We start from the raw sequence: 23,118 nt of genomic DNA, 5'->3' as shown, positions 1-23,118 counted from the left end.
TCAGGCCACCCGGAACTGCTGGGCCTGCTCGGCGCGGAACCGCAGGCCGTTGCCGGGACGGTCGGTCGGGACGGGAAGCGTGCCGCCGGTGGCCGACGAGGCGCCGTCGAAGAGCATCGCCTCGATCCGGACGTGGTCGTGGAACCACTCGAGGTGCCGTAGGTTCTGCGTGGCGGCGGCGACCGCCAGGTGCTGGTGCGGGGCGCAGTGCCCGGAGACCTGAATGCCGGCGGCGGCGGCCACCGCGGCGGCGCGCAGGAACTCGCTGATCCCGCCGCAGCGCGTGACGTCGATCTGCAGGCAGTCCACGTACGGGGCCATCCGGTGAAAGTAGACCAGGTCGAAGCCGTACTCCCCCGCCGTCACGTCCGGGGTCACCTGGTCGCGGACCAGGGCGAGACCGGGCAGGTCGTCGGAGCTGACCGGCTCCTCGTACCAGCGCACGTCCAGCTCCGCCGCGGCGTGCGCCACCCGTACCGCCTGCTTGCGCTGGTAGGCGCCGTTGGCGTCGACGAACAACTCCGCGTCGTCGCCGATGGTGCGCCTCGCCGCGGCGATGCGGCTCAGGTCGCGCTGCACCTCGGTGCCGCACGACTCCCCTATTTTGATCTTGACGCGCGGGATGCCCTGCTCGTGGACCCAGCCGGCGAGCTGCCGGTGCTGGCGCTGCGCGTCGTAGGTGGTGAAGCCGCCGCTGCCGTAGACGGGCACCTCGTGCCGGGCGGTGCCGAGCAGCCGGGCGAGCGGGAGCTCGTGCCGGCGTGCCTTGAGGTCCCACAGGGCGCAGTCGGCGGCGGACAGGGCCAGCCCGGCGACACCCGGCCGGCCGGCGTTGCGCAGCCGGCGGCGCATGCTCGTCCAGGCCGCCGGTACGTCGTCGGGGTCGAGGTCGGCGACCACCGGCGCGAGCAGGTCCGTCACCACGCTGACCGTGCCCGTCGGTCCGTAGGTCCAGCCGATGCCGGTGTGCCCGTCGGCGCGCGCCTGGACCAGCACCAGGGTGGTGCTGGTCCAGGCGAGGGTGCCGTCTCCCTCCGGGGCGTCGGTGGGAACCCGGTACGCCTCGGCCGTGAGCTGTAGCCGGGTCATCGCATCCGCCGGCGGATCAGCTCGGTCACCGCCGCCAGGGCGCCGGCCGAGACGAGGGCTGACGCCGCCCACCGGGCGAACGCCGAGGGCGGTCGGGGCCGGTCGGCCCAGCTCTGCTCCGGGCGGCGCGGCACCGTGTCGGTGTGCCGGGCGGCGCGGAGCAGTTCGGCCAGGTGGATCGCGGAGCGCCCGGCGGAGGCGCTCTGTTCGACCTGGGTGCGGCAGCTGAACCCGTCGGCGAGGATGACATCGGTTTCCTCGGCGTCCCGGACGGCCGGCAGCAGCACCCGCTCCGCGCACGCCTCGGACACCTCGTAGTGGCCCTGTTCGAAGCCGAAGTTGCCGGCCAGGCCGCAGCAACCCGAGTCGAGGAACTCCGCCTCGACGCCGGCCGCGGACAGGACGGCCTGGTCGGCGGCGACGCCGAGGACGGCGTGGTGGTGACAGTGGGTCTGGATCAGGGCGTGGGCCGGGATCCGGGGCGGCCGCCACCCGGGGCTGTGATCGTGCAGCAGCTCCGCCAGGGTCACGGTCTGTTCGCGCAGCCGGGTGACGTCGTCATCGGCCGGGAACAGCTCGTGGGCGTCGCTGCGGAACACCGCCGCGCAGCTCGGTTCCAGGCCGACCACCGGGGCGCCGGCGCGCAGGTAGGGCCGCAGCACGTCCACGCTGCGGCGCAGCACCCGCTTCGCGACCCCCAGCTGCCCGGTGGATATCCAGGTCAGCCCGCAGCACACCGGGCGGTCCGGCACCCGCACCCGCCAGCCGGCCGCTTCCAGCACCTCCACGGCGGCGCGGGCCACGCCCGGGTGGAAGTGGTTGGTGAAGGTGTCCGGCCACAGCACGACGTCCCCCCGGGAGCCGTCGCCGTTCGGGGTACGACGGGCGAACCACCGCTGGAACGACTCCCGCGCGAAGACGGGAATGTCCCGCCGCTGGTCGATTCCGCCGATGCTCTTGGCCAGCCGGCTGAGCCCGGGTGCGTGCGCGAGGGCGTTGACCACGCCCGGCAGGCGTGCGGCGGCGGTGGCCACCAGCGGCAGCCAGCCCATGGAGTAGTGCGGGCGGGGGCGGAGCCGGCCGGCGTAGTGGTGGGACAGGAACTCGGCCTTGTAGGTGGCCATGTCCACGTTCACCGGGCAGTCCGCCTTGCAGCCCTTGCACGCCAGGCAGAGGTCGAGCGCGTCCCGTACGGCGGCCGAGCGCCAGCCGTCCCCGATCGTGCCGCCGCGGGCGGTGCCGTCGAGCATCTCGAACAGCAGCCGGGACCGGCCGCGGGTCGAGTGTTCCTCCTCCCTGGTCACCATGTAGGAGGGGCACATGACGCCGCCGGAGTGGCGGCGGCACTTGCCGACGCCGACGCAGCGCAGCACGGCGTTGCCGAAGCTGCCGCCGTCGTCGGGATAGGCGAAGGCGGTGTCGACCCCGCCGTGGTCGTAGTCGACGCCGAGCCGCAGGTGGCTGTCGAGCGGGTACGGCGGTGTCACCTTGCCCGGGTTCATCCGGTCGTCCGGGTCGAAGATCGCCTTGAACTGACCGAAGGCGCGGATCAGCCGGTCGCCGTACATCTTCGGCAACAGCTCGCCACGGGCCTGCCCGTCGCCGTGCTCGCCGGAGAACGAGCCGCCGTAGGAAACGACCAGGTCGGCGGCGCGTTCGATGAAGGAGCGGAAGTCATGGATCCCCTCGGCGGTGCGCAGCCGGAACGGGATGCGGGTGTGCACGCAGCCCTGCCCGAAGTGCCCGTACAGCGAGGCCTGCTCGTAGCCGTACTCGCGGTAGAGCTTGCGCAGGTCGCGCAGGTAGTCGCCGAGCCGGTCCGGGGCGACCGCGGAGTCCTCCCAACCGGGCCAGGTGTTCTCCGAGTCCGGGACGTGGGCCGTGGCGCCCAGGGCGGCCTCGCGGACCGCCCACATTCGCTTCTCGTCGGCGGGGTCGGCGAACTCGTGCACGGTGGGTCCGCCGTCGCGGCGGACGGCGGCGATCAGCCGGTCGGCCGCCGCTCGGGCCTGTTCCGGCGTGTCCCCGCCGAGCTGGACCATCAGCCAGGCGCCGCCCTCGGGCAGCTCGTGCAGGGCGTGCGGATGCAGACTCTTGCGCCGCTCGAAGCTGACCAGCTTGTCGTCGATGCCCTCCAGCGCGATCGGCTGGTGCTCGAGCACCCGGGGTACGTCGTCGCCGGCGGCGGCGATGTCCGGGTAGCTGAGGAACACCATCGCCTCAGCCTTGACGATCGGCACGAGCTTGAGCCGGGCCCGCAGGATGGTGACCAGGGTGCCCTCGGACCCGACCAGGGCCTGCGCCACGTGGAAGGTCTTCTCGGGCAGCAGGCTGTCCAGGTTGTAGCCGGAAACCCGGCGCGGGATGTCCGGATAGCGGGTGCGGATGTCGGCCAGGTACTCATCGCGCAGTGCCCGCAACTGCCGGTAGATCGCCGCCTTGCGGCCGCCGTCGCGCTGGATGCGCGCGTACTCCTCGTCGGTGGTCTCCCCCACCCACATGCGGGTGCCGTCGTAGAGCAGCACCTCCAACTCGACGATGTTGTCCACCGTCTTGCCGGTGCGCTGGGCGGTGGCGCCGCAGGAGTTGTTGCCGAGCATGCCGCCCAGGGTGCAGTGGTTGTGGGTGGCCGGGCGGGGACCGTACTCCAGTCCGGTCGGCTTGAGCTGCGCGTTGAGTTCGTCGAGCACGATGCCCGGTTCCACCAGGCAGGTCCGGCTCTCGGCGTCGACCTCCAGCAGTCGGTGGCAGTACTTCGACCAGTCGAGGATCACGGCCGTGTTGGTGCACTCGCCGGCCAGGCTGGTGCCTCCGCCGCGGGAGGTCAGCGGCGCGCCGTGGCGACGGCAGACGGCCACGGCGGTCACGGCCGCCGCCACGGTACGGGGCACCACGACACCGAGGGGGACCTGACGGTAGTTGGAGGCGTCGGTGGAGTATGCGGCGCGGGAGCCGCTGTCGAACCGGACCTCGCCGTCGACCTCCGACCGCAGGTCGGCCGCGAGGGCGGACAGGTCGAGGTCGCGGGCCGGCTCGGGCGGGCGCAGAACCGGGTCGGGCAGCACCTCGGTCATGACCGCAGCTCGTTGATCTTGTCGCGGGCGACCGTGGCGAGGGTGGCGACCTTGTGCGGCTGGCCGCGCAGGAACGCCTCGGTGAAGTGTTTCGCCTGGTCATACTTGACCTTGCCGGGCATCGGCGGCTCGTTCGGGTTGACGTCGCAGTCGACCAGCGCCGGGCCGGGGTGCGCGAGAGCCTCCCGGATGGCCCCGGGCAGGGCCTTCGCGTCGGTCACCTTGGCCCCGAACGCGCCGCAGCCACGCGCCCAGGCGGAGAAGTCCGCCTCCGGCTGGCGGTGCCGCACCGCGTACTCCGGGTAGCCGAGCATGATCTGCTCCCAGAGGATCTGCCCGTACGAGTTGTTGTTGTTGATCACGACTTTGATCGGCAGCTCGTGCCGGACCGCGGTGAGGAACTCGGCCATCAGCATGGCGAAGCCCCCGTCGCCGACGAACGCGATCACCTGTCGGCCCGGGTAGGCGTGCTGCATGGCGATGGCGTACGGCAGGCCGGGCGCCATGGTGGCCAGGTTGCCCGACAGGTAGAACTCGCGGTCGCCGCGGATCGTCCAGTGCCGCGCCGACCAGGTGGCGATGGTGCCGGAGTCACAGGTGAGGATGGCGTCGTCGGCGGCGGCCTCGTCAATGCAGCCCATCAGGTACTGCGGCGCGATCGGCGACCGCTCCGGGTCCACCAGGCTGGTCATCTCCGCGCGCCAGTCGCTCATCTTGCGCTGGTACTTCTCCAGGAACGAGCGGTCCGGGCCGTGGCCGAGCATCGGTAGCAGGTCGCGCAGGGCCAGGCGGGCGTCCGCGCAGACCGGGGCCTCGACCGGCAACCGCATGCCGATGAGGCTGGGATCGACGTCGATCTGCACCACCCTCGCCCGCCCCGGGCCGGGCAGGTACTTCCCGTACGGGAAGGAGGTGCCCACCATCAGCAGCGTGTCGCACTCCTCCATCAGCTCCTCGCTCGGCGCGGTGCCGAGCAGACCGAGCCCGCCGGTGGTCAGCGGATGGTCGTCGGGCACCACCAGTTTGCCCGGCAGCGTCTTGACGATCGGGCTGGCCAGCGCCTCGGCAACCGCGAGCACCTCGGTTCGGGCGCCCCGGGCACCGACGCCGACCAGCATGGCCACCTTCCGGCCGGCCTTGAGCACCTCGGCCGCCCTGGCCAGCTCCCGCGGGTCCGGCGGCAGTTGCGGGTACGACATCACGGCCGCGCTCATCGGCGGCTTGCCCGGGCTGACGTGCCGGTACGGGTCCTCGCTGGCGGGTGCCACCTGCACGTCGTTGGGGAACGTCAGGTGCGACACGGTTCGCTTGCTCAGGGCGTCGCGGATCGCCAGGTCCACCACGGCCGGCATCTGCTGCGGGTTGGTGACCATCAGGTTGTACGCCGCCACGTCCTGGTAGAGCTGCGTGGTGTGGACCTCCTGCTGGTAGTGCGACCCCAGCACGGAGGTCTCCTGCATGCCGGTGATCGCCAGCACCGGCACGTGGTCCAGCTTGGCGTCGTAGAGCCCGTTGAGCAGGTGGATCGCGCCCGGGCCCGAGGTGGCGCAGCAGACCCCGAGCCGGCCGGTGGCCTTGGCGTAGCCGGTGGCCATGAACGCCGCCGCCTCCTCGTGGTGCACCAGCACGAAGCGCAGCTTCTCCCGCTGCCGCCGGAATCCCTCCATCAGGCCGTTGATGCCGTCGCCGGGCAGGCCGAACACGGTGTCGACCCCCCACTCCACCAGCCGTCGGGCCAGGCTCTCGCCGACGATCTCCTGCACGTCGTCCTCCTCGTTCCGGGGTTCGTCCGGCCTCTCCCGCTCACGCCGGCCGGCGGCGCCGTGCACCGCCGTTCCGGACATCTCGGGCCAGGGCGGACAAGGCGGCGGCTACCCGGCCACCCGAGCGGCAAACCAACCCAGCGGGCCGATTTCCGCCCGCCGTCCTCACCGTCGCTCCGCCTCCCGGGGCAGTACCGACAGCCGTCCCCGACCCTCCAGGACCGCCAGGTGCACGCCGTCGACCTCACCCACTCCGCGCTCCCGCAGCAGGGCGTCGAGATCGGCGCGCGTCAGCCCGGCGCGCCGCAGGTTGCCGCTCAGGACCTGCCCCCGCGCCACGATCACCACCGGCCCCTTCTCGATCAACCGCCGGCCCGCCGGCCGCAGGCGTACCCAGGTGATCAGCGCGTGGGCCGCCAGGATCGCCACCAGCGTCACCGCGCCGGACAGGTAGCTCGCGTCCGGGGCACTGGGCAGGCGTCCCACGATCGCGCCCACCGCGACGGCGGCCACGAAGTCGTACGCGGACAGCTCGGCCAGGGTGCGCCGGCCGCCGACGCGCATCGCGAGCACGGCGGTCACGTAGAGCAGGACCGCCTTCAGCGCGACCCAGACCAGCCGGTCGGCATGACCGATGAGGGCCGTCATGGCGTTCATCGCGGCCGAGGCCCGTCCCCGCCGTCGTCACGACGCCGGCTCCGACGCTGGCGGATCGCCGCGAGCAGCAGCGACGCCCCGAGCGCGGCGTTTCCCCAGCGGCGCACCATGGTGCGTACCCGCCCGGGCGGCGGGGACGGTGGGGGACCCGGCACGGTCACGTGGTCGACCCCGGGATAGGCCAGCCGGGCCGACTCGGCGGCCTCCTGCTCGGTCAGCACCACCCGATTGCTCAGGATGGCGACGCTGGCGGCCTCGTCCCGGTAACGCCAGCGCCACACGTCACCCTCGGACCACAGCTCGATCCGTTCCCCGGCGCGGTCCGGGGCCGGCACCTCCGGCTCGTCCTGCTCCGCCCGCGTGTCGGCGCCGCCCGCCGGCCTGCGGGCGGCCCGCAGGTCCGCCCGGGTCAGCTCGCCGAGACGCGCCGCGTCGCCGCGCCGCAGCGCCCGGGCCAGCAGAAAGGCCAGCGCACCGGCCAGCAACGGCAGCACGAGCACCAGCACGCGCAGCAGGTTGAGCAGGTCGTACACCGGTACCCGGAGCAGCCGGGCGAGGATGTCGTCGCCGGCCGCCACGACCAGCACCCCGAAGAAGGTCAGGGCCGTCACGCCCACGCCCATCCGGACCGGGTGGTCGCGGGGCCGGTCGAGCAGCTGGTGCGGGCTGCGGTCTCCGGTGCACCACCGCTCCAGGAACGGCCAGGCGTACAGGGCGAGGAAGGTGACGCCGCCGAGCACCACGCCGGGGAAGAACGGGGCCGGCACCAGATGCCCACCGATGTGGATCTCCCAGGGTGGGAACAGCCGCAGGGCGCCGTCGCCCCAGGCGACGTACCAGTCGGGTTGCGCGGGCGACGTGGACTGGGCGGGCGCGAACGGCCCGTAGAGCCAGACCGGGTTGATTTGCACGAGCCCGCCGAGGCCGAACAGCACCGCCAGGATCCAGAGGAACAGTGCCAGCGAGCGCAGGGTGTAACTGGGATAGAGCCGGGAGCCGACGACGTTGTGTTCGGTGCGCCCCGGAGCCGGGAACTGGCTGTGCTTCTGCCGCACGATCATCGCCAGGTGCACCGAGACGAGGGCGACCAGCACCGCGGGCACCAGCAGCACGTGGGTGACGAACATCCGCGGGATCATCTCCTCGGACGGGAACTCGCCCCCCAGGCCGAGAGCGACCAACCACGAGCCGACCAGCGGTATCGACTCGACCACCGAGACGATGATCCGCAGGCCGAGACCGGAGAGCAGGTCGTCGGGCATGGAGTAGCCGGTGAAGCCGTTGGCCAGGGCCAACGTCAGCATGGTGATGCCGACCAGCCAGTTCAGTTCCCGAGGCTTGCGGAACGCGCCGGTGAAGAAGATGCGGATCAGGTGCACCAGGATGGCGGCCACGAAGATCAGCGCTGCCCAGTGGTGGGTCTGCCGGATCAGCAGCCCGGCCCGGACGTCCCAGCTCAGCCGCACCGTCGAGGCGTACGCGGCGGAGGTGGTGCTGCCGTCCAGCGGCTCGTAGGAGCCGTGGTAGACCCGGTCGGCGGAGCTGGGGTCGAAGAACAGGGTCAGGTAGACGCCGGTGAGGATGAGCGCGACGAAGGAGTAGAGGGCGATCTCGCCGAGCATGAACGACCAGTGGTCCGGGAAGACCTTCGCCAGCGCCCTGCGGGTCAGCGGGGACAGCCGCAGCCGGTCGTCGAAGGCGCGGGCGAGCCGATCCATGATCATGGCCGGCTCCAGAATCCCGCTCCCGGCGGCGCGGTGAAGTCGCCGGTGGCCCGCAGGTACCCGTCCGCGTCGACCTCGATAGGCAGACCGGGCAGCGGCCGGGCGGCCGGACCGGCAACGGGTCGGGCGTCGGCAAACAGGTCGAAGGAGGACTGGTGGCACGGGCAGAGCAGCCGGCCGGTGCCCTTCAGATAGAGCCGTACCGGGCAGCCGGCGTGGGTGCAGAGCACGGAGTAGACGACCAGACCGTCCAGGTGCCCGGCGGACGGCGACCGGGTGAACCGCTCCGGCCGCAGCCGTACTGCGAAGGCGGGACCGTCGCCGGCGTCGGTCGCGCCCTCGGGGAACACGCCGACGACCGTGCCGGCCGGCACGTCGGCGGGGCGCAGCGGCCGGCCGTCCGCGGTGACCAGCCGCACCCCGGGACCCCACGGGGTGTCCGTGCGCGCCCGCACCGGCCGGGCACGGTCCCAGGGCAGCAGCGACCGGAGCGGGAACAGGGCCGCGACACCGAGCGCGGTCAGTGCCAGGCCGAGCGTGGCGAGCAGCCCCCGGCGTCGGATCGGGCTGTCCGGCGCGGTCAGCGCTGCCGCCGTGCGGGCCTGCTCGTCCGGGGGCGGCGCGAAGCCCTCGTGCTCCTCGACGTAGCCACCGACCGGCACCAGTCGCCGGCCCCAGATCGCCAGGCCGATGGCCAGCCCGGCGAAGGCCACCGCGAGGCACACTCCCTCCCACTGGGTCTGCCCGCCCAGGCCGTAGGTGACCGCGAAGCCGGTCGCGCCGGCGGCGCTGACCAGGAAGGACAGGATGATGCGCCGGTTGACGCCGGGTGGGGCCGGTGCGACCCGTGGCCGCCGGCTCACTCGCCGGCCCTCCGGCCCAGCCAGCGGGCCGCGGCAACGAGCAGGCCGAGCGTGGCCACCCAGGCGGCGAGGCCCTCGGCCAGCGGGCCGAGCCGCCCGAGCGGATTCCCGCCGCGGTCCAGGCGCTCGCTACGCAGCCGCTGCACGTAGCCGGCCAGGTCGTCCACCTGCTGGTCGGTGAGCACCTGGCTGGGGAAGACCGGCATCAGCCCGGGGCCCACCCGGATCGCCTCAGCCACCTGCACCGGGGTGGCCTCGTACAGCGGCGGGGCGATCCAGCCGTTGGTCAGCGGCGCGCCCGCGCCGGTGCCGCCGTGGCACGGGGCGCAGTTGGCGGCGAACAGCTCACGGCCGCTGCTGAGGCTGCCCCCACCCACCCGGGGGATCTGCGGGCCTCCACCGCCGAAGCTGGTCACGTGCCCGACCAGGGCGGCGATCTCGTCCGCCGAGAACACCGGCTCGCCGCGGCGCGGCTGCTGCATCTCCCGCGGGATCGGCATCCGTCCGGTGCCGACCTGGAAGTCGACCGCCGCCGCGCCCACCCCGATCAGGGACGGTCCCCGTTGGGCACCCTGGCCCTGGTCGCCGTGGCAACTGGCGCAGTTCTGCCGGTACAGCTCCTCGCCCGCGGCAGGGGCCGGCGCGGCGGTTGCGGGCGCCGGCGCGACCGGAGCGTTCGCGAGCGACGGCGCGACCGGGGCGTTCCCAGGCGCGACCGCCGCGGGGGCGGCGAGGGCCGCCGGCCCGGCAGCCAGCGCGATCACCGCCCCCGCCGCCGCGGCCCGGGCCGGGTGCCACCACCGGTACGTCCAGACGGCCATCACTCAGTCCAGCGTGTACAGGTAGGCGGCGATGTCCTGGGCGTCCAGCGGGCTGACGCCCAGGTCCGGCATGGCGGTGCCCGGTTCGACCCCCTGCGGGTCGGCGATCCAGTGCTGCAGGTTGTCGGCGTTGTTCACCAGCTTGCCGGCGATGTAGGAGCGGGACCCGAAGCGGGTCAGCGGGGGCCCCACCAGTCCGTCCGCCCGGTTGATGCCGGGGATGGTGTGGCAGGAGCCGCAGCCGTACTGGGCGATCAGCGCCGCGCCACGGTCCGGCTGGCCGGCGCGCACCTCGGGTGGCGGGGGCGGATCGGTGCTCGCGCAGCCGGGCGCGGCCAGCAGCGGTGGCAGCGCGAGAAGCATGGTCAGCGGCGTGCGGACGCTGCGTTTCACGTCACCACTCCTTCGGTAGCGGTCAGCCGGCCGTCGCCCTCGGGCGAGGTCACCCGCTCCGGGCGCCGCCGCTGCTGCGCCAGCAGCCAGCGCAGGAACAGTGCGAGCGTGACGACCAGCGCCGCCACGTCCATCGGGGCCCACATCAGGAGCCCGGCGAGTTGCTGGTCGGCCAGCGGGTCGGCACCGAGAACCTCGGGCGGATACACCGGCCGGGGCGCGAAGGTGAGCACGGCGCCCAGCGCGGACGCCGGCAGCATGGTGGCGATCAGCAGCAGCATCCCGGTGGGCGCGGGCAGCCGGTGCCGGGCGGTGCCGAGCAGCGGCGCCCAGAGTAGCCAGGCCGACCCGACGAAGCAGGCGTGCTCCAGCACGTGCAGGGCCGGATGCCGCTCGGCGGCGAGGAACGACGCGGGCAGGTGCCAGAACCAGAGCACCACCGTCTGGCTGCCGCCGGCGACGAGCGCGACCGCCACGGGGCGGCGCAGCCACCGGACGCCCGCGGCGACGCGCAGGCGGGCGATGCGTCGGCGGGCGGTCGCCGGACAGGCCAGGGTGAATGGCAGGCCGGCGGCGCCGGCGGCCAGCAGCGGACCGGCGACGAGCAGCAGCAGCATGTGCTGGGTCATGTGCCCGGCGAGGCCCCGTTCGGCCAGCGCGGTGACCGGGCCGCTCTGGGCGCCCAGGACGGCGAACAGTCCGACCCCGAAGGCGGCCACCCGCCAGCCGGGCAGGACGTCGCCGACGCCGCGCCGCGCCCACAGCTCGTGCACGCCCCGGCCGTACGCGGCGGCGGACAGTGCCAGGGCGGCGGCCAGCAGCATGGCGAGCAGCCCGCCGGTCACCTCGCCGGTGTCCCCGACGGCGGCGGTCACCGCTGGCATGGCGGCAGCACCAGCAGGGCGACACCGCCCAGCACGATGATGGTCAGGAACAGCAGGTTGGACCAGATGCCCACGACGGCGAGCATCCGGCTGCGGCCCACCGAACGGTCCTCGCCCTCTCCTGGCGAGGGGGCGGTGCGCCGCCACAGCAGGGCGGCGGCGAGCAGCGCGCCCACGGTCGCCAGGGCGGGCAGCACCACCGCGGCGGCGACGACGGCGCGCAGCGGCAGGGGCCCGACCTGCTCGGACCCCGCGGCGCAGGTCAGCTCGTCCACGCCCCAACCGGCCAGCAGGTGCACCGCCCAGGCGAACGCGCCCCCGAGCACGGCGTACCAGAACAGCAGGCCGCCGGCGAGGCGGGCGCGCGGGCCGGGATGGGCGCTCATCACAGCCTCGGCGAGAGGTAGATGGTGAACAGGATGGCGGCCCAGACCGCGTCCACGAAGTGCCAGTAGATGGCGGCGTTGCGGACCCGGTCGTGCCGGTGGGCGCCGAAGCTGCCGCCGCGCAGGGACGCGGCGAGCAGCCAGGCGAGCATGGTCAGCCCGACCAGCACGTGCAGGCCGTGGAAGCCGGTGATCAGGTAGAACAGCGAGCCGTAGACGTCGGTGGTCATGGTGAACTCGCGAAGCTTCTCGGCGTACTCGCTGGCCTGCAGGGCCAGGAACGTCACCCCGAGCACGATGGTGGCGGCCAGGCCGGAGCGTAGCCGCCACCGCTCGCCCTTGCGGATGCCGTGCTCGGCCCAGATCACCGGCAGGCTGCTGGGCAGCAGCACGGCGGTCATCACCAGCGGGCGCAGCAGCTTCGGCTCCTCGATCCCGGGTGGCGGCCACTGGGCTCCGTACTGGAAGCGCAGGTAGAAGTAGCTGCCGAGCAGGCAGGCGAAGAGGGTTCCCTCGGTGACGACGAACATCACCATGCCCCACCAACCGGTGGATCGACCGACCGGCAGCTCGGTGGTGAGGGCCTCGGTGCCGGTGGCCGACGTGCTTCCGGTCATGCCCGGCCTCCCTCGGTCCGCGACCGCGGGGCTGGCGAGCCGGGCCCGCTCCTCGCGTTCACGGGCTCACCCCGACTTCCCGGTCGGGTCGGCGCGGCGGCCACAGCCAGACCGCCAGGGTGACGGCCACCGCCACGGCGGCAGCGGCGGCCACCGGGTACCAGGCGAGCAGCAGGGCGGTGAAGAAGACCAGCATCGCCAGGGCCAACACCAGTGGTTGGAACGAGGCCTCGGGCATCTCCACGACACGTTCGCGCCGCCCGTCGAGCTCGCTGGTCAACAGCGTCCGTCGGCCGTCGGCGAGGATCCGGTCCGGTTCCGCGCCGGCGCCCATCGACTCCCGGCTGGGTTCGTCCCAGGTCGGGTGCAGGCTGTGTACGCGCGGCAGGACCGGGAAGTTGTACGGTTTCGGCGGCGAGTCGGTGGACCATTCCAGGCTGTCGCCACCCCATGGGTCCGGTGGCGCCGGGCGGCCGCGCCGGACGGTGTGCACCACGCCGGCCAGGACCAGCAGCAGCCCGAGCGCCAGCACGTACGAGCCGATGGTGGCGACCAGGTTCCAGCCGTCCCAGCCGTCCTCGCTGCGGTAGGTGTAGACCCGGCGGGGCATGCCGAACAGGCCGTAGAGGTGCATGGGAAAGAAGGTGAGGTGCATACCGGCGAGCACCAGCCAGAACGCCCACCGGCCGAGCCCTTCGTGGTACATCCGCCCGGTGATCTTCGGTAGCCAGTAGTAGATGCCGGCCAGCATCGGGAAGACCGCTCCGCCGATGAGCACGTAGTGGAAGTGGGCGACGACGAAGTAGGAGTCGGTGACCTGCTGGTCGAACGCGGTCAGCGCGAACATGGTGCCGGTGAGGCCGCCGAGCACGAAGGTCACGATGAACCCGATGACGAACAGCAGCGGCACCCGCAGGACCAGGCGGCCGAGCACCATGGTGGCGAGCCAGGCGAAGATCTGGATGCCGGACGGAATCGTGATGATCGTGCTGGCCGCGCTGAAGAAGCTGTACGAGAGCTGCGGCAGCCCGGTGGCGAACATGTGGTGCACCCAGACCCCGAACGAGATGATCGCGATGGACACGATGGCCAGCACGATCAGCGGGTAGCCCACCACTGCGCGTCGGGTGAAGGCCGGCAGCACGGCGGAGACGATGCCCAGCGCCGGCATCACGATGATGTAGACGTCCGGATGCCCGAAGATCCAGAACAAGTGTTGCCAGAGCAGCACGTTTCCGCCGGCGCCGGGGTCGAAGAAGTGGGTGCCGAAGCGGCGGTCCAGGAAGAGCATCGCGTTGTCGAGGTTGAGCGCCGGCAATGCGAAGATCACCATGAAGGCGGTGGCGACGATCGCCCAGACGAACAGCGGCACCCGGTTCAGCGACATTCCCGGTGCGCGCAGCTTCAGCGCCGTGACGATGAAGTTGATCGACCCGGCGGTGGTGGCGATGCCGAGGAAGAGCAGTCCCAGGCTGTAGACGTCCATGTGCAGGCCGGGGGTGTTCTGCTCATCGGTCAGCGGCACGTAGGCGAACCAGCCGCCGTTGGGCGCGGCGCCGAAGGGCAGGCTCGCCCACATGAACAGCCCGGAGAAGAGGAACACCCAGTAGCCGAACGCGTTCAGTTTGGGAAACGCCATGTCCCGCGACCCGATCAGCAGCGGCACCAGGAAGTTGCCGAAGCCGAACAGCATCGGGGTGGCGAACAGGAAGATCATCGCCGTGCCGTGCATGGTGAAGAGCTGGTTGTACTCCTGGGGGGAGAGCAGCCCCGACTCCGGCCGGGCCAGCTGGGTGCGCATCGCCAGCGCACTCAGTCCGGCGAGCGCGAAGAACAGTCCGGCCGTCACCAGATAGCGGCGGCCGATCCTCTTGTGATCCACGGTGGTGAACCAGGATCGCAGCGAGGGGCGCTCGCTCCAGTGCTCCTCCAGCCGGGCCAGCTCCTCGCGGCTCGCGCCCGGGGCCGGTGCCGCGGTCGTGGACATGCCTGCCTCCCCTCCGCTCACTTCAGCGACTGCAGGTACGCGATGAGGTCCAGTAGCCGCTCCGCGTCGACCGGCTGCGGCGGCATGTAGTTGCCGGGCTTGACCGTCTGGGAGTTCGCGATCCAGCCGCCCAGGTGGCCGCCGTCGTTCGGCACCGCGCCGGCGCCGATGCTCCAGCGGGAGCCGACGTCGGACAGGTCCGGACCGACGCGCCCGGCGGCTTCCGTGCCCCGGATCGCGTGGCAGCCGGCGCAGGTGCCCTGCGCGAACGTCTGCTGACCGCGCCGCTGCGCGTCGGTCTGTGGCTGGGCGGCGGGCGCACCGAGGCGGGCCCGCCAGGCGTCGAAGTCGCTACGGGCCTCGGCCACCACGAGCAGGGCCATGTGCGCGTGCTGGGTGCCGCAGTACTCGGCACACTGGCCCCGGTAGGTGCCGGCCCGCTCGGCCCGCAGCCAGGTCTCCCGGACCTCGCCGGCGATGAGGTCGGTCTTCGGCATCAGTTGCGGCACCCAGAAGCTGTGCAGCACGTCGGCGGTCCGCAGCCGGATCCGGACCTTCTCCCCCACCGGGATGTGCAGTTCGTTGGCGGTCGCGCCGGCGACGCCCGCCACCCGCACCTCCCACCACCACTTGTGGCCGGTCACCTCGATGGTGGTCGCCCGTGGTCCCGGTCCGTCGCCCAGCGCCGCGAGGTCGCGCAGGCCGAGCGCGTAGACGGTCACCAGGACGACCAGCGGGATGCCGGCGCCGGCGATCGTGACGAAGCGCAGCGGCTGGCCGTGCCGGACCCGGGCGTCCCGCCGGCGGCGGAACACCAGCGCCCAGGCCAGCACCAGCATGACCTCGGCGAACACCGCCGTGGAGATCCAGAACAGTACCCACCACAGGTCGGCGACCCGTCCGGCGCCGGTGCCGGCGGGATCGAGGGCCGACGGCGCCCCGCCGGCGCAGCCGGCCAGGGCGGGCAGGACACCCAGCACCGCCGCCCGGGCGAGGCGCCGGGTCGATGTCCTGGATTCAGCTCGGGTGTCCACCGGAGCCGACTCTAATCAGGCGTAGGACGAAATATGCTTTTTGGAGTAAATAGGCGAGAAGCAGCCGATACGTTGGGGTCTCGTAGGCAGCAGGCGAGCAACGGCGCGGAACGGGACGATCATGCGAAGCTCCACCGTGGAACTGACCGCGGATTCCCCACACGGTGCCGCGGCACGGCGTACGACCGCGTGGACCGCCGCCGGCCTCGCTGCCGGAGCCGGCCTCGCCGGTGGCCTGCTGGCCCCGACCGACGCCGGGCAGGGCCCGGCACAGCGGCTCATGTACCTGCACGTGCCGGCCGCCTGGGTGGCCTACCTGGCGTTCGCCGTCGTCCTGGTGGCCAGCGGCGCCCATCTGCTGCGCAACGACGCCCGGTGGGATCGGGTCGCCCTGGCCGCGACCGAGATCGGCGTCGTACTCACCGCGCTCACGCTCGCCACCGGCTCGCTGTGGGGACACCTCGTCTGGGGCACCTGGTGGGCCTGGGACCCACGGCTGGTCGCGACCGCGCTGCTGTTCCTGGCGTACGCCGCCGCGCTGGCCCTGCGCCGGTCGCTCGCCGAGCGGGCCGGCCTGCCGCCGCACGGCGACCCGCGGGTGACCCGGCCCGTGGCCGTACTCGGCGTCGCCGGCTTCCTGCTGGTCCCCGTGGTGCACTTCTCCGTGCTCTGGTGGCGCTCGCTGCACCAGCAGGCCACCATGCTGGCGCCGGCACGGCCACCGATCGACCCCCGGATGGCGCTGGCGCTGCTCCTGGCCGTCGCGGCGGCGACCGTCGCCGCGACCTGGGTGCTGGCCCACCGGGTGCTGCGGCTGCAGCGGCAGTTCGACGCCCGCCACGCCGCCCGCCCGTGGCCACCAGCCCGCCGGCCGGACCTGGTCCGGTGATCCGACGTCCCGGGCGACTGGCCCTGGTCGCGGTCCTGCTCGCGGGCGGCGCCCTGCTCGTCACCGGCGCCCTGCGCGACACCCTCACCTACTACCGGACGCCGGCAGAGGTGCTCGGCGACCCGGCGGCCATCGGCGAGCGGGTCCGCCTGGGCGGCGAGGTCGTGCCCGGCACCGTGCACCAGGACGGTGACCTCGTGGTGTTCCGGCTCGGCGGGTCCGGTCAGGAGGTGCCGGTGCGGCAGCACGGGGTGCCACCGGAGACGTTCCGCGAGGGCCAGGACGCCGTCGTCGAGGGCCGGCTCGGCACCGACGGGGTGTTCGACGCCGACCACCTGGTGGTACGGCACGGCAACGAGTACCGGCCCTCCCCCGCCCCGGAGTCACCCGGTGCTCGGTGACCTCGGCACCGCCGGTCTGGTCGCCGGCCTGCTCATCGCGCCGCTGGCCGCGCTGCTCTGGCTCCGGGTCGCCCTGCTCGGGGCGCCGGCCCGGCCGGCGCGCCTGGCCTCGGTCGGCGCGCTGCTCGCCGCGCTCGCGGCGGGTGCGACGCTGGAGGCGGCGTTGCTGGTCCACGACTTCGGCGTGCGGTTCGTCGCCGAGAACGGGGGCCGGCACGTGCCCCTCCCCTACGCGATGACCAGCATGTGGTCGGCCATGGACGGGTCGTTGCTGCTCTGGCTCCTCGTCCTCGGCGGGTACGGCGCGCTGCTCGCGCGGGGTCGGGCGGACCGGCTGCGCGCCCACGCGATGGTCGTGGTCAGCGTGGTCACCACGTGCTTCTTCGCGCTTTCCACCTTCGCCGCCAACCCGTTCCGGGCCGTGGACCCGGCCCCGCCGGACGGGCCGGGTCCGAATCCGCTGCTGCAGGAGCACGTGGCCATGGCGGTGCATCCGCCCCTGCTGTACGCCGGATACCTCGGCATGGTCGTGCCGTTCGCGCTGGCGCTGGCCGCGCCGCTGGCCGGGCCCGCCGGCCGGAACTGGCTGCGGCTGGCCCGGCCGTGGGCGCTGGTGGCCTGGACCGCGCTCACCGCCGGCATCGTCCTGGGCGCCTGGTGGTCTTACGCGGTCCTCGGCTGGGGCGGCTACTGGGCGTGGGACCCGGTCGAGAACGCCTCCCTGCTGCCGTGGCTGACCACCACCGCCTTCCTGCACACCAGCCTGGGTGGTGGCCGTGGCCGGGAACGGTGGAACAGTGTCCTGGCGTGCGCGGGATTCCTGCTGGTGCTGCTCGGCACGTTCCTGACCCGCTCCGGCTCGGTGGCCAGCGTGCACGCCTTCACCGAGTCGCCGCTGGGGCCCCTGCTGCTCGGATTCGTGCTGCTCGCCGTGCTGGCCGCCACGGTCCTCACCGGTCGCCGCGAACCCGCGCCCGCCCGGGCGGGCACCGCGCTCTGGTCCCGACCCGCCGCCCTGCTGGCCAACGCCGTGCTCCTGGTCGGCGTCACCGCCGTGGTGCTGATCGGCACGGTGCTGCCGCTGCTCGCCGAGCCGATCACCGGCGGCCGGGCCAGTGTCGGAGCCGGCTACTACCACCGCACCGCGGTACCGCTGGCCGTGGTGGTGCTGGTGCTGGCCGGGCTGCCGCCCGCGCTGCGGTCCCGGGCCGGCACGCTCCGCCGGCTCGCCCTGCCCGCCGCGGCGGCGGCGGCCACCGTGGCCGCTGTCGGCCTGCTCAGCCGACCCGGCACCGCGGCGCTCACCGCGTTCGGGGCGGCTGCTTTCGTGCTCACCGGCCTGCTCGCCGCCCTCGGCGGTCCGCGCGCCGGCGGCCGCCGGCGAGGCCGGCGCCGGGCGGCCACGCTCGGGCACGCCGGCCTCGCCGTGCTCGCGGTGGGTGTCGCGGCGTCCGCGACGTACGAGCAGGTCGACGAGCGGACCCTGCGGGTGGGCGAGACGATCCGGGTGGGCGACGTGTCCGCGCGGCTGGAGTCGGTGCAGCGCGCCACGCCCGCCGGCCGGATGACCGTCCGTGCCCGCCTGGCCGTCTCCGCTGACGGCCACCGCCGCGCCGCCGCCCCGGCGCTGCGCTACGACCCGGCGCGGGACATGGCCGTCACCGTCCCGGCGATCGACGCCGGTCCCCGCCGCGACGTCTACCTCACCCTGCTCGCGGTGGCCGCCGACGGGAGCAGCGCGACCGTACGCCTGGCGGTGAACCCGCTCGTCGGTCTCGTCTGGGCCGGCGGCGCGATCGTCGTGGCCGCCGGACTGCTCGCGCTCTCCGGCACGGTCCGGCCACGGCGGCGACCGCAACCCGCCGGGCGGCCCGTCCCGGCCACGGCGGGGGCATCGAGATGAGCCGGCCGGCCCGGGCGTGGTGGCGGCGGATCCGGCCGGTTCCGGCGGCGATCCTGCTCCTGACCCTCGGCCTCGGCGGCGTCGTCACCGCGTACCGCAACGGCCCGGTCGACAACCGGCCCTCGCCGGTGGTTGCCGCGCCCGCGCTGACCGGCACCACCCTCGACGGCGCCCGATTCGACCTGGCGGCGCTGCACGGGCAGGTGGTGCTGGTCAACGTCTTCGCCTCCTGGTGCGGCCCCTGCCGCGACGAACTGCCACTGCTGGCCGAGACCGCACGACGGTGGTCACCGAACGGGCTACGGGTGGTCGGACTCAACCTCCGCGACGGGCCCGACGCGGTCCGCGCCCTGCTGCAGGAGGCGCGGGCCGGCGACGCGCTGACCGTGCTGCCCGACCCGGACGGTGCCCGGGCGATCGAGTGGGGCGTACGCGGCGTGCCCGAGACCTACCTGGTGGACCGGGACGGCCGGATCGTCGCGCACCAGCCCGGCGTGGTCACCCGGCAGTGGCTCGACGACCGACTGTCGCCCCTGCTGGCCGCGCCGTGATCCGGCGCCTGGGTGTCACGCTGGCGCTGGCCGCGCTGCTCGCCGCGGCGGGCGCGGGACTGCTCCGCTCGACCGGGCCGGCCGGCCGGACGGACCCGGTGGCCGCGGTCGCCGCCGACCTCGTCTGCCCCGCCTGCCAGGGCGAATCGGTGGCCGACTCCCGCTCGCCGATCGCCGCCTCGATGCGGCAGGTGATCGCCGACCAGGCGGCGCAGGGACGCAGTCCGGACGAGATCCGCCGCTGGTTCGTCGCGCGATACGGCGAGGAGGTGCTGGCGCAGCCGCCGGTGCGGGGACCGGGCCTGCTGCTGTGGGCGGTACCCGCGCTGGCGCTGCTCGGCGCGGGCGTCGCCGCGGCACGTACGCTGCGGGCCCGGCGTCCTGCCGACGGCGACGAGCCGGGCCTGCCGGCCCGCCGCTGGTCACCGCGGCCCGTCTGGCGCCTGACGGCCGCTGCCCTGGTCTGCCTGGTGGCGGCGGTGGCCGTGGCCGCGGACCGGCTGACCCCACCGGCCGCGGCCCCCCGCACCGATCCGACGGCGGTCGCGCTGGGGCTGGCCCGGGACCTGGAAGGCCAGCAGCGCTACGCCGCCGCCGCGCAGATGTACCAGGAGGTCCTGCGGGATCGTCCGGACGACGCCATCCGGCTGCGTCTCGCCTTCGCCCTGCTGCGCTCGGGGGACGCGGCCGGAGCCGGACGGCAGGCCCGGGAGGTCCTCGACCACGCGCCCGAGTCGCCCGACGGCCTGCTCGTCCTGGGGCTCGCCCAGCGCGGCACGAGCCCCGCGGACGCCCCGACGACGCTGCGCCGGTTCCTCGCCGTCGCACCGGCGCATCCCGCCGCGGCGGAGATCCGCCGGCTGATCGAGGGCTGACCGGGGTCAGACGCGGTGCCGGGACCGGGCCACGAGATAGCCGAGGAGCAGACCGGCGGCCAGGGTGGCCATGCCGCGAGGGGTGACCGCGGCACGCAGCCTGCCGAGCCCGGCCTTCGGATCCACCACACTGCCGGCGACGTCACCCGCCGTGCCCACCACCACGTCACCGAGCTTGCCGAGATTCACCCCGTCCACCACCTTCCCGAAGGCGCCGGCTACCCGGTGGGACGCCGGCGAAACGCCTCACCCCGGCGGGCCGGTGAAGACCCGCTCCGCGGCAGGCTGCTCGCCGCCGGCCACCAGCACCTCGTCACCGGCGCGCAACACCGTCTCCCGGCCCAGCCGGACCTGCTCGCCGGCGCGGCTGATCAGGCTCACCCACACCCCCTCGTCCCGGCTCAGCTCGAACAGCGGCCGGCCGTCCGCGGGCGCCCCGGAGGCGACCGTGTAGTGCCGCATCCCGACGGGCTCGCCCTGCACCCGGATACCGACCGACCAGGGTTGCAGCGGTATGGTCCGCATCGGCACGCTGCACCAGCGGGCGACGAGCGGAACCAGCCCGCCCTGCACCACGACCGAGAACGCGACCACGGCGAAGATGATGTCGAACAGGCGCAGGTCCTGCTCCAGGTCGGCGGTGAGGATGAACGTGCCCAGCAGGATGGGCACGGCCCCCTTGAGTCCGGACCACACCACGAAGATCCGCTCGCCCCAGCGCAGCCGGACGGCGGTGAGCAGGCCGCCGACCACCAGCGGGCGGATCACGAAGGTGAGCAACGCGGCTAGCGCCAGGCCGGTGAGCCAGGCGTTCTCGGTCACCATGCTGCGCAGCGACACGATCAGACCGAGCAGGCCGAACGCCAGGAGCTCGCCCAGACTGGCCAGGGCGCCGTGGAAACGTTGGATCTCCCGCTTGAACGGCGCGCGGGCGTCGCCGAGCACGATGCCGGCGAGGAACACCGCCAGGAAGCCGGAGCCGCGGGCCAGGGTCGCCACGCCGTAGACCGACACGGCGGCGAACAGCACCTGCAGCGGGTACAAGCTCTCGTCCGGCAACGACACCCGGCGCATCAGCTGCAGGATGAGCCAGCCGCCGGCCAGCCCGACCAGCGTGCCCACCACCAGTTGCAGGGCGAACTCCCCCGCACCCGCCGCAACCGCCGACCACCCACCGGCGGTGCCGGCGGCGAGCAGACTGGCCATGAGGGCGATCCCGACCGGATCGTTCGCCCCCGACTCGCCCTCCAGGATCGTGCCGCTGCGTCCCGTGACGGTGTGCCGTCCCAGCACCGAGAAGACGGCCGCCGGGTCGGTGGGCGACAGCGCGGTGCCGACCAGCAACGCGGCGAGCCAGTCGAATCCGAACACCCAACGCAGCACCAGGGCCAGCGCACCGGCGGTGAGCAGGGTGCCGGCCACTCCCACCACCGCGACCGGGCCGAGCGACGGCCGCAGACGCCGCCAGCCCATGCTCATCCCACCGCTGAACAGCACCAGCACGAGCGCGATCTCGACCAGGTGCCGGACCGCGTACAGGGACAGCTCGTTGAGCTTGGGATAGAGGTCGGAGACGATCGCCGCGGCGAACAGGAACAGCGCCGGCGCGGGCAACCGCAGTCGGTCGGCGAGCCGGTTGGACAGCACGGCGAGGACCGCTACCGCCCCCAGCGCGGCGACGTAGAGCGCGAACTCCCGCAACCGTCACCCCGTCCGTGTTCCTGTCGCCCCGGCGGGCGGCACGCCAGCTACCGCTACCCGCTCCCGGCGGCGTTAATCAGAGCGGCGAGCGGGTAGCGGAAGCGGCCGGAGACGCCGCCAGGGTGCTGCCAGGATGGATCCGGGCGGTAGGAAGGTTCGTGATGATCGGCGGACACGCGCGGACGGCGGCGTCCGGCAGCACGGGTGGTCGGGCGCGCCAGCGGTGGGCGCGCGGCCTACGGGAGTTCGCCGGGCTCCCGCTGCTCATTGTCGCCGCCTTCCTGCTGCTGGCGGTGGCGTCCATCGTCGCCGATCAGACCCACACCCCGGGCGTGGACCGGTTCCGCTCGCTACTCGGCCAGGTGATCGGCCGGGAGTCGGCAACGACCGCGCTGCAGGCGGTCGCGACCGGCCTGGTCACCGTCACCTCGATCACCTTCTCGGTCCTGCTGCTGGCCGTCCAGCAGACCGCCGCCAGCCTCTCCCCGGTGGTCTTCGACCAGTTCGTGCGCCGCCGGATCAACCAGGCGCTGCTCGGCTTCTTCGTCGGTCTCACCATGTACGCCTACGTGGTCGTCACCGCCGTGCCCGGTGACACCGCGCCGATCATCGGCGCGGCGCTCGCCACCGGGCTGACGGCACTCGCCCTGGTCGGTCTCCTGATGCTGGTCTACACCACGATCGACCAGATGCGCCCGGTCAATGTGCTGCGGCAGATCCGCGACCGGACGCTGGAGGCCCGGCACCGGGAACTGCCGCTGATCGTGCGCACCCGGCGAACCGGAGCATCTCCGCATCCGGTGGCGGCCACCTACCGCAGCACCGCCACCGGTTACGTCACCCACATCGACCTGGACCGCTTGGACCGGGCGCTGCGGCAACTGCCCGGGGCGGAGATCCACCTGCACGTCACGCTCGGCGGTCATCTGGCCTTCGGCGACGTCGTCGCGACCGTCCGGCACGACGACCCGGGCGACGCCGATCGGGTCGCGCACGAGGTGGGGCCGGCCGTCGTCATCGGCGCCACCCCCGACCTGGACAGCGACGCCACCACCGGCATCGAGGAACTGGCCAACATCGCCTGGACGAGCGGATCGACGGCGAAGCACAACCCGGAGACGGCCCGCCGGGCCATCCACGCCCTGCAGGACGTCGCGGCCCGGTGGATCGCGGCGGGCGCGCCCGAGGCGGAGGACCGGCGCTTCGCCGTGGTGTACCCGGACGGCGACCTGGACCGCGTGCTGGACGTGTTCTACTCGTTGCTGGTCGTGGCGCACGAGTCCCAGCAGCACATGACCGCGGTGCAGGTGCTGGAGGCGTACGGCAGCCTGCTCGGCCTGGCCGGCGACGCGCTGCGCGACCGGCTGCGGGAGGATCTCGGCATGGCCGGGCCCCTGCTGGACCAGATCCCCACCTCTCCGGCCCTGCGGCGGGCCCGGCAACGGCTGGACAGCGCGCTCGGCAGTGCCGGTCGGGAGCCCGGTGCCGGCGGCAGGTAGGACGATT

At 73.6% G+C, this 23,118-nt stretch carries 21 protein-coding genes; 6 read left to right on the top strand and 15 right to left on the bottom strand.

The genetic code is table 11. The features are described 5' to 3' along the window. The 13 genes from ACIBPB_RS11975 to ACIBPB_RS11915 all read right to left on the bottom strand — a co-directional run bounded on the left by ACIBPB_RS11975 (position 1) and on the right by ACIBPB_RS11915 (position 15,292). On the bottom strand, positions 1 to 1,089 hold the full coding sequence (locus tag ACIBPB_RS11975) for an enolase C-terminal domain-like protein (protein WP_396839583.1): 1,089 nt from the start codon (positions 1,087 to 1,089) through the stop codon (positions 1 to 3). Continuing rightward, a complete protein-coding gene (locus ACIBPB_RS11970) occupies positions 1,086 to 4,163 on the bottom strand; it encodes an FAD-binding and (Fe-S)-binding domain-containing protein (protein WP_396839581.1) in 3,078 nt (1,025 codons plus the stop codon). The genes ACIBPB_RS11975 and ACIBPB_RS11970 overlap by 4 nt, the downstream gene beginning before the upstream one ends. Next, positions 4,160 to 6,007 (bottom strand): thiamine pyrophosphate-dependent enzyme, encoded by a 1,848-nt coding sequence (locus ACIBPB_RS11965; RefSeq protein WP_396839580.1) that lies wholly within the window; start codon positions 6,005 to 6,007, stop codon positions 4,160 to 4,162. Before ACIBPB_RS11965 ends, ACIBPB_RS11970 begins: the two co-directional genes overlap by 4 nt. Before the next feature lie 84 nt (positions 6,008 to 6,091). After that, a complete protein-coding gene (locus ACIBPB_RS11960) occupies positions 6,092 to 6,574 on the bottom strand; it encodes a DUF421 domain-containing protein (protein WP_396839579.1) in 483 nt (160 codons plus the stop codon). Between the two features lie 5 nt (positions 6,575 to 6,579). After that, on the bottom strand, positions 6,580 to 8,307 hold the full coding sequence (locus ACIBPB_RS11955; protein ID WP_396839578.1) for a cytochrome bc complex cytochrome b subunit: 1,728 nt from the start codon (positions 8,305 to 8,307) through the stop codon (positions 6,580 to 6,582). Beyond that, positions 8,304 to 9,170, bottom strand: coding sequence for a ubiquinol-cytochrome c reductase iron-sulfur subunit (locus tag ACIBPB_RS11950; RefSeq protein ID WP_396839577.1), 867 nt, complete (start codon positions 9,168 to 9,170; stop codon positions 8,304 to 8,306). Before ACIBPB_RS11950 ends, ACIBPB_RS11955 begins: the two co-directional genes overlap by 4 nt. Further along, positions 9,167 to 9,991, bottom strand: coding sequence for a c-type cytochrome (locus tag ACIBPB_RS11945; protein ID WP_396839576.1), 825 nt, complete (start codon positions 9,989 to 9,991; stop codon positions 9,167 to 9,169). Before ACIBPB_RS11945 ends, ACIBPB_RS11950 begins: the two co-directional genes overlap by 4 nt. Before the next feature lie 3 nt (positions 9,992 to 9,994). Next, the gene (locus tag ACIBPB_RS11940; RefSeq protein ID WP_396839575.1) at positions 9,995 to 10,384 is read right to left on the bottom strand and encodes a c-type cytochrome; all 390 of its coding nucleotides are present in this window, start codon (positions 10,382 to 10,384) and stop codon (positions 9,995 to 9,997) included. Further along, on the bottom strand, positions 10,381 to 11,268 hold the full coding sequence (locus ACIBPB_RS11935) for a cytochrome c oxidase assembly protein (RefSeq protein ID WP_396839574.1): 888 nt from the start codon (positions 11,266 to 11,268) through the stop codon (positions 10,381 to 10,383). Before ACIBPB_RS11935 ends, ACIBPB_RS11940 begins: the two co-directional genes overlap by 4 nt. Beyond that, positions 11,256 to 11,654: a hypothetical protein gene (locus ACIBPB_RS11930; protein ID WP_357327396.1), complete on the bottom strand. Its 399-nt coding sequence runs from the start codon at positions 11,652 to 11,654 to the stop codon at positions 11,256 to 11,258. The genes ACIBPB_RS11935 and ACIBPB_RS11930 overlap by 13 nt, the downstream gene beginning before the upstream one ends. Then, complete coding sequence (locus tag ACIBPB_RS11925) at positions 11,654 to 12,271, bottom strand: heme-copper oxidase subunit III (protein WP_357327393.1); 618 nt, start codon at positions 12,269 to 12,271, stop codon at positions 11,654 to 11,656. The genes ACIBPB_RS11930 and ACIBPB_RS11925 overlap by 1 nt, the downstream gene beginning before the upstream one ends. Positions 12,272 to 12,329: 58 nt before the next feature. Beyond that, positions 12,330 to 14,258 carry a cytochrome c oxidase subunit I gene (ctaD, locus tag ACIBPB_RS11920; protein ID WP_396839573.1) on the bottom strand — a complete coding sequence of 643 codons (1,929 nt, stop codon included), beginning with the start codon at positions 14,256 to 14,258 and terminating at the stop codon, positions 12,330 to 12,332. A 17-nt stretch (positions 14,259 to 14,275) separates the two neighbouring features. After that, positions 14,276 to 15,292 carry a c-type cytochrome gene (locus tag ACIBPB_RS11915; RefSeq protein WP_396839572.1) on the bottom strand — a complete coding sequence of 339 codons (1,017 nt, stop codon included), beginning with the start codon at positions 15,290 to 15,292 and terminating at the stop codon, positions 14,276 to 14,278. Between the two features lie 121 nt (positions 15,293 to 15,413). Between ACIBPB_RS11915 and ccsA the strand changes: the two genes are divergently transcribed. The 5 genes from ccsA to ACIBPB_RS11890 are packed head-to-tail and all read left to right on the top strand — an operon-like array spanning position 15,414 to position 19,911. After that, the gene (ccsA, locus tag ACIBPB_RS11910; protein WP_396839571.1) at positions 15,414 to 16,181 is read left to right on the top strand and encodes a cytochrome c biogenesis protein CcsA; all 768 of its coding nucleotides are present in this window, start codon (positions 15,414 to 15,416) and stop codon (positions 16,179 to 16,181) included. Beyond that, the gene (locus ACIBPB_RS11905; RefSeq protein ID WP_357327381.1) at positions 16,178 to 16,582 is read left to right on the top strand and encodes a cytochrome c maturation protein CcmE; all 405 of its coding nucleotides are present in this window, start codon (positions 16,178 to 16,180) and stop codon (positions 16,580 to 16,582) included. The genes ccsA and ACIBPB_RS11905 overlap by 4 nt, the downstream gene beginning before the upstream one ends. Continuing rightward, positions 16,572 to 18,485: a cytochrome c-type biogenesis CcmF C-terminal domain-containing protein gene (locus tag ACIBPB_RS11900; protein ID WP_396839570.1), complete on the top strand. Its 1,914-nt coding sequence runs from the start codon at positions 16,572 to 16,574 to the stop codon at positions 18,483 to 18,485. The genes ACIBPB_RS11905 and ACIBPB_RS11900 overlap by 11 nt, the downstream gene beginning before the upstream one ends. Then, a complete protein-coding gene (locus ACIBPB_RS11895; protein WP_396839569.1) occupies positions 18,482 to 19,036 on the top strand; it encodes a TlpA family protein disulfide reductase in 555 nt (184 codons plus the stop codon). Before ACIBPB_RS11900 ends, ACIBPB_RS11895 begins: the two co-directional genes overlap by 4 nt. Then, positions 19,033 to 19,911 carry a cytochrome c-type biogenesis protein CcmH gene (locus tag ACIBPB_RS11890; RefSeq protein ID WP_396839568.1) on the top strand — a complete coding sequence of 293 codons (879 nt, stop codon included), beginning with the start codon at positions 19,033 to 19,035 and terminating at the stop codon, positions 19,909 to 19,911. The genes ACIBPB_RS11895 and ACIBPB_RS11890 overlap by 4 nt, the downstream gene beginning before the upstream one ends. Before the next feature lie 6 nt (positions 19,912 to 19,917). On the opposite strand, the gene ACIBPB_RS11885 is transcribed toward ACIBPB_RS11890, so the two are convergent. After that, positions 19,918 to 20,100 (bottom strand): hypothetical protein, encoded by a 183-nt coding sequence (locus ACIBPB_RS11885; protein WP_396839566.1) that lies wholly within the window; start codon positions 20,098 to 20,100, stop codon positions 19,918 to 19,920. Positions 20,101 to 20,157: 57 nt separating this feature from the next. Beyond that, on the bottom strand, positions 20,158 to 21,612 hold the full coding sequence (locus ACIBPB_RS11880) for a cation:proton antiporter (RefSeq protein ID WP_396839565.1): 1,455 nt from the start codon (positions 21,610 to 21,612) through the stop codon (positions 20,158 to 20,160). Positions 21,613 to 21,773: 161 nt separating this feature from the next. Here ACIBPB_RS11880 and ACIBPB_RS11875 point away from each other — a divergent pair, with 161 nt between their 5' ends. After that, on the top strand, positions 21,774 to 23,111 hold the full coding sequence (locus tag ACIBPB_RS11875; RefSeq protein ID WP_396839564.1) for a DUF2254 family protein: 1,338 nt from the start codon (positions 21,774 to 21,776) through the stop codon (positions 23,109 to 23,111). Positions 23,112 to 23,118 lie beyond the last annotated feature (7 nt).

This window comes from Micromonospora sp. NPDC049836 (assembly GCF_044465125.1).
Lineage (GTDB): Bacteria > Actinomycetota > Actinomycetes > Mycobacteriales > Micromonosporaceae > Micromonospora.
This window is presented reverse-complemented; position numbering and strand designations above follow the sequence as displayed.

What these genes read in the sequence shown, in the direction of transcription:
- ACIBPB_RS11935 (WP_396839574.1), bottom strand. Translation starts at nt 11,268, where the DNA reads ATGCCAGCGGTGACCGCCGCCGTCGGGGACACCGGCGAGGTGACCGGC.
- ccsA (WP_396839571.1), top strand. Translation starts at nt 15,414, where the DNA reads ATGCGAAGCTCCACCGTGGAACTGACCGCGGATTCCCCACACGGTGCC.
- ACIBPB_RS11930 (WP_357327396.1), bottom strand. Translation starts at nt 11,654, where the DNA reads ATGAGCGCCCATCCCGGCCCGCGCGCCCGCCTCGCCGGCGGCCTGCTG.
- ACIBPB_RS11965 (WP_396839580.1), bottom strand. Translation starts at nt 6,007, where the DNA reads ATGTCCGGAACGGCGGTGCACGGCGCCGCCGGCCGGCGTGAGCGGGAG.
- ACIBPB_RS11975 (WP_396839583.1), bottom strand. Translation starts at nt 1,089, where the DNA reads ATGACCCGGCTACAGCTCACGGCCGAGGCGTACCGGGTTCCCACCGAC.
- ACIBPB_RS11925 (WP_357327393.1), bottom strand. Translation starts at nt 12,271, where the DNA reads ATGACCGGAAGCACGTCGGCCACCGGCACCGAGGCCCTCACCACCGAG.
- ctaD (WP_396839573.1), bottom strand. Translation starts at nt 14,258, where the DNA reads ATGTCCACGACCGCGGCACCGGCCCCGGGCGCGAGCCGCGAGGAGCTG.
- ACIBPB_RS11970 (WP_396839581.1), bottom strand. Translation starts at nt 4,163, where the DNA reads ATGACCGAGGTGCTGCCCGACCCGGTTCTGCGCCCGCCCGAGCCGGCC.
- ACIBPB_RS11875 (WP_396839564.1), top strand. Translation starts at nt 21,774, where the DNA reads ATGATCGGCGGACACGCGCGGACGGCGGCGTCCGGCAGCACGGGTGGT.
- ACIBPB_RS11895 (WP_396839569.1), top strand. Translation starts at nt 18,482, where the DNA reads ATGAGCCGGCCGGCCCGGGCGTGGTGGCGGCGGATCCGGCCGGTTCCG.
- ACIBPB_RS11945 (WP_396839576.1), bottom strand. Translation starts at nt 9,991, where the DNA reads ATGGCCGTCTGGACGTACCGGTGGTGGCACCCGGCCCGGGCCGCGGCG.
- ACIBPB_RS11955 (WP_396839578.1), bottom strand. Translation starts at nt 8,307, where the DNA reads ATGATCATGGATCGGCTCGCCCGCGCCTTCGACGACCGGCTGCGGCTG.
- ACIBPB_RS11960 (WP_396839579.1), bottom strand. Translation starts at nt 6,574, where the DNA reads ATGACGGCCCTCATCGGTCATGCCGACCGGCTGGTCTGGGTCGCGCTG.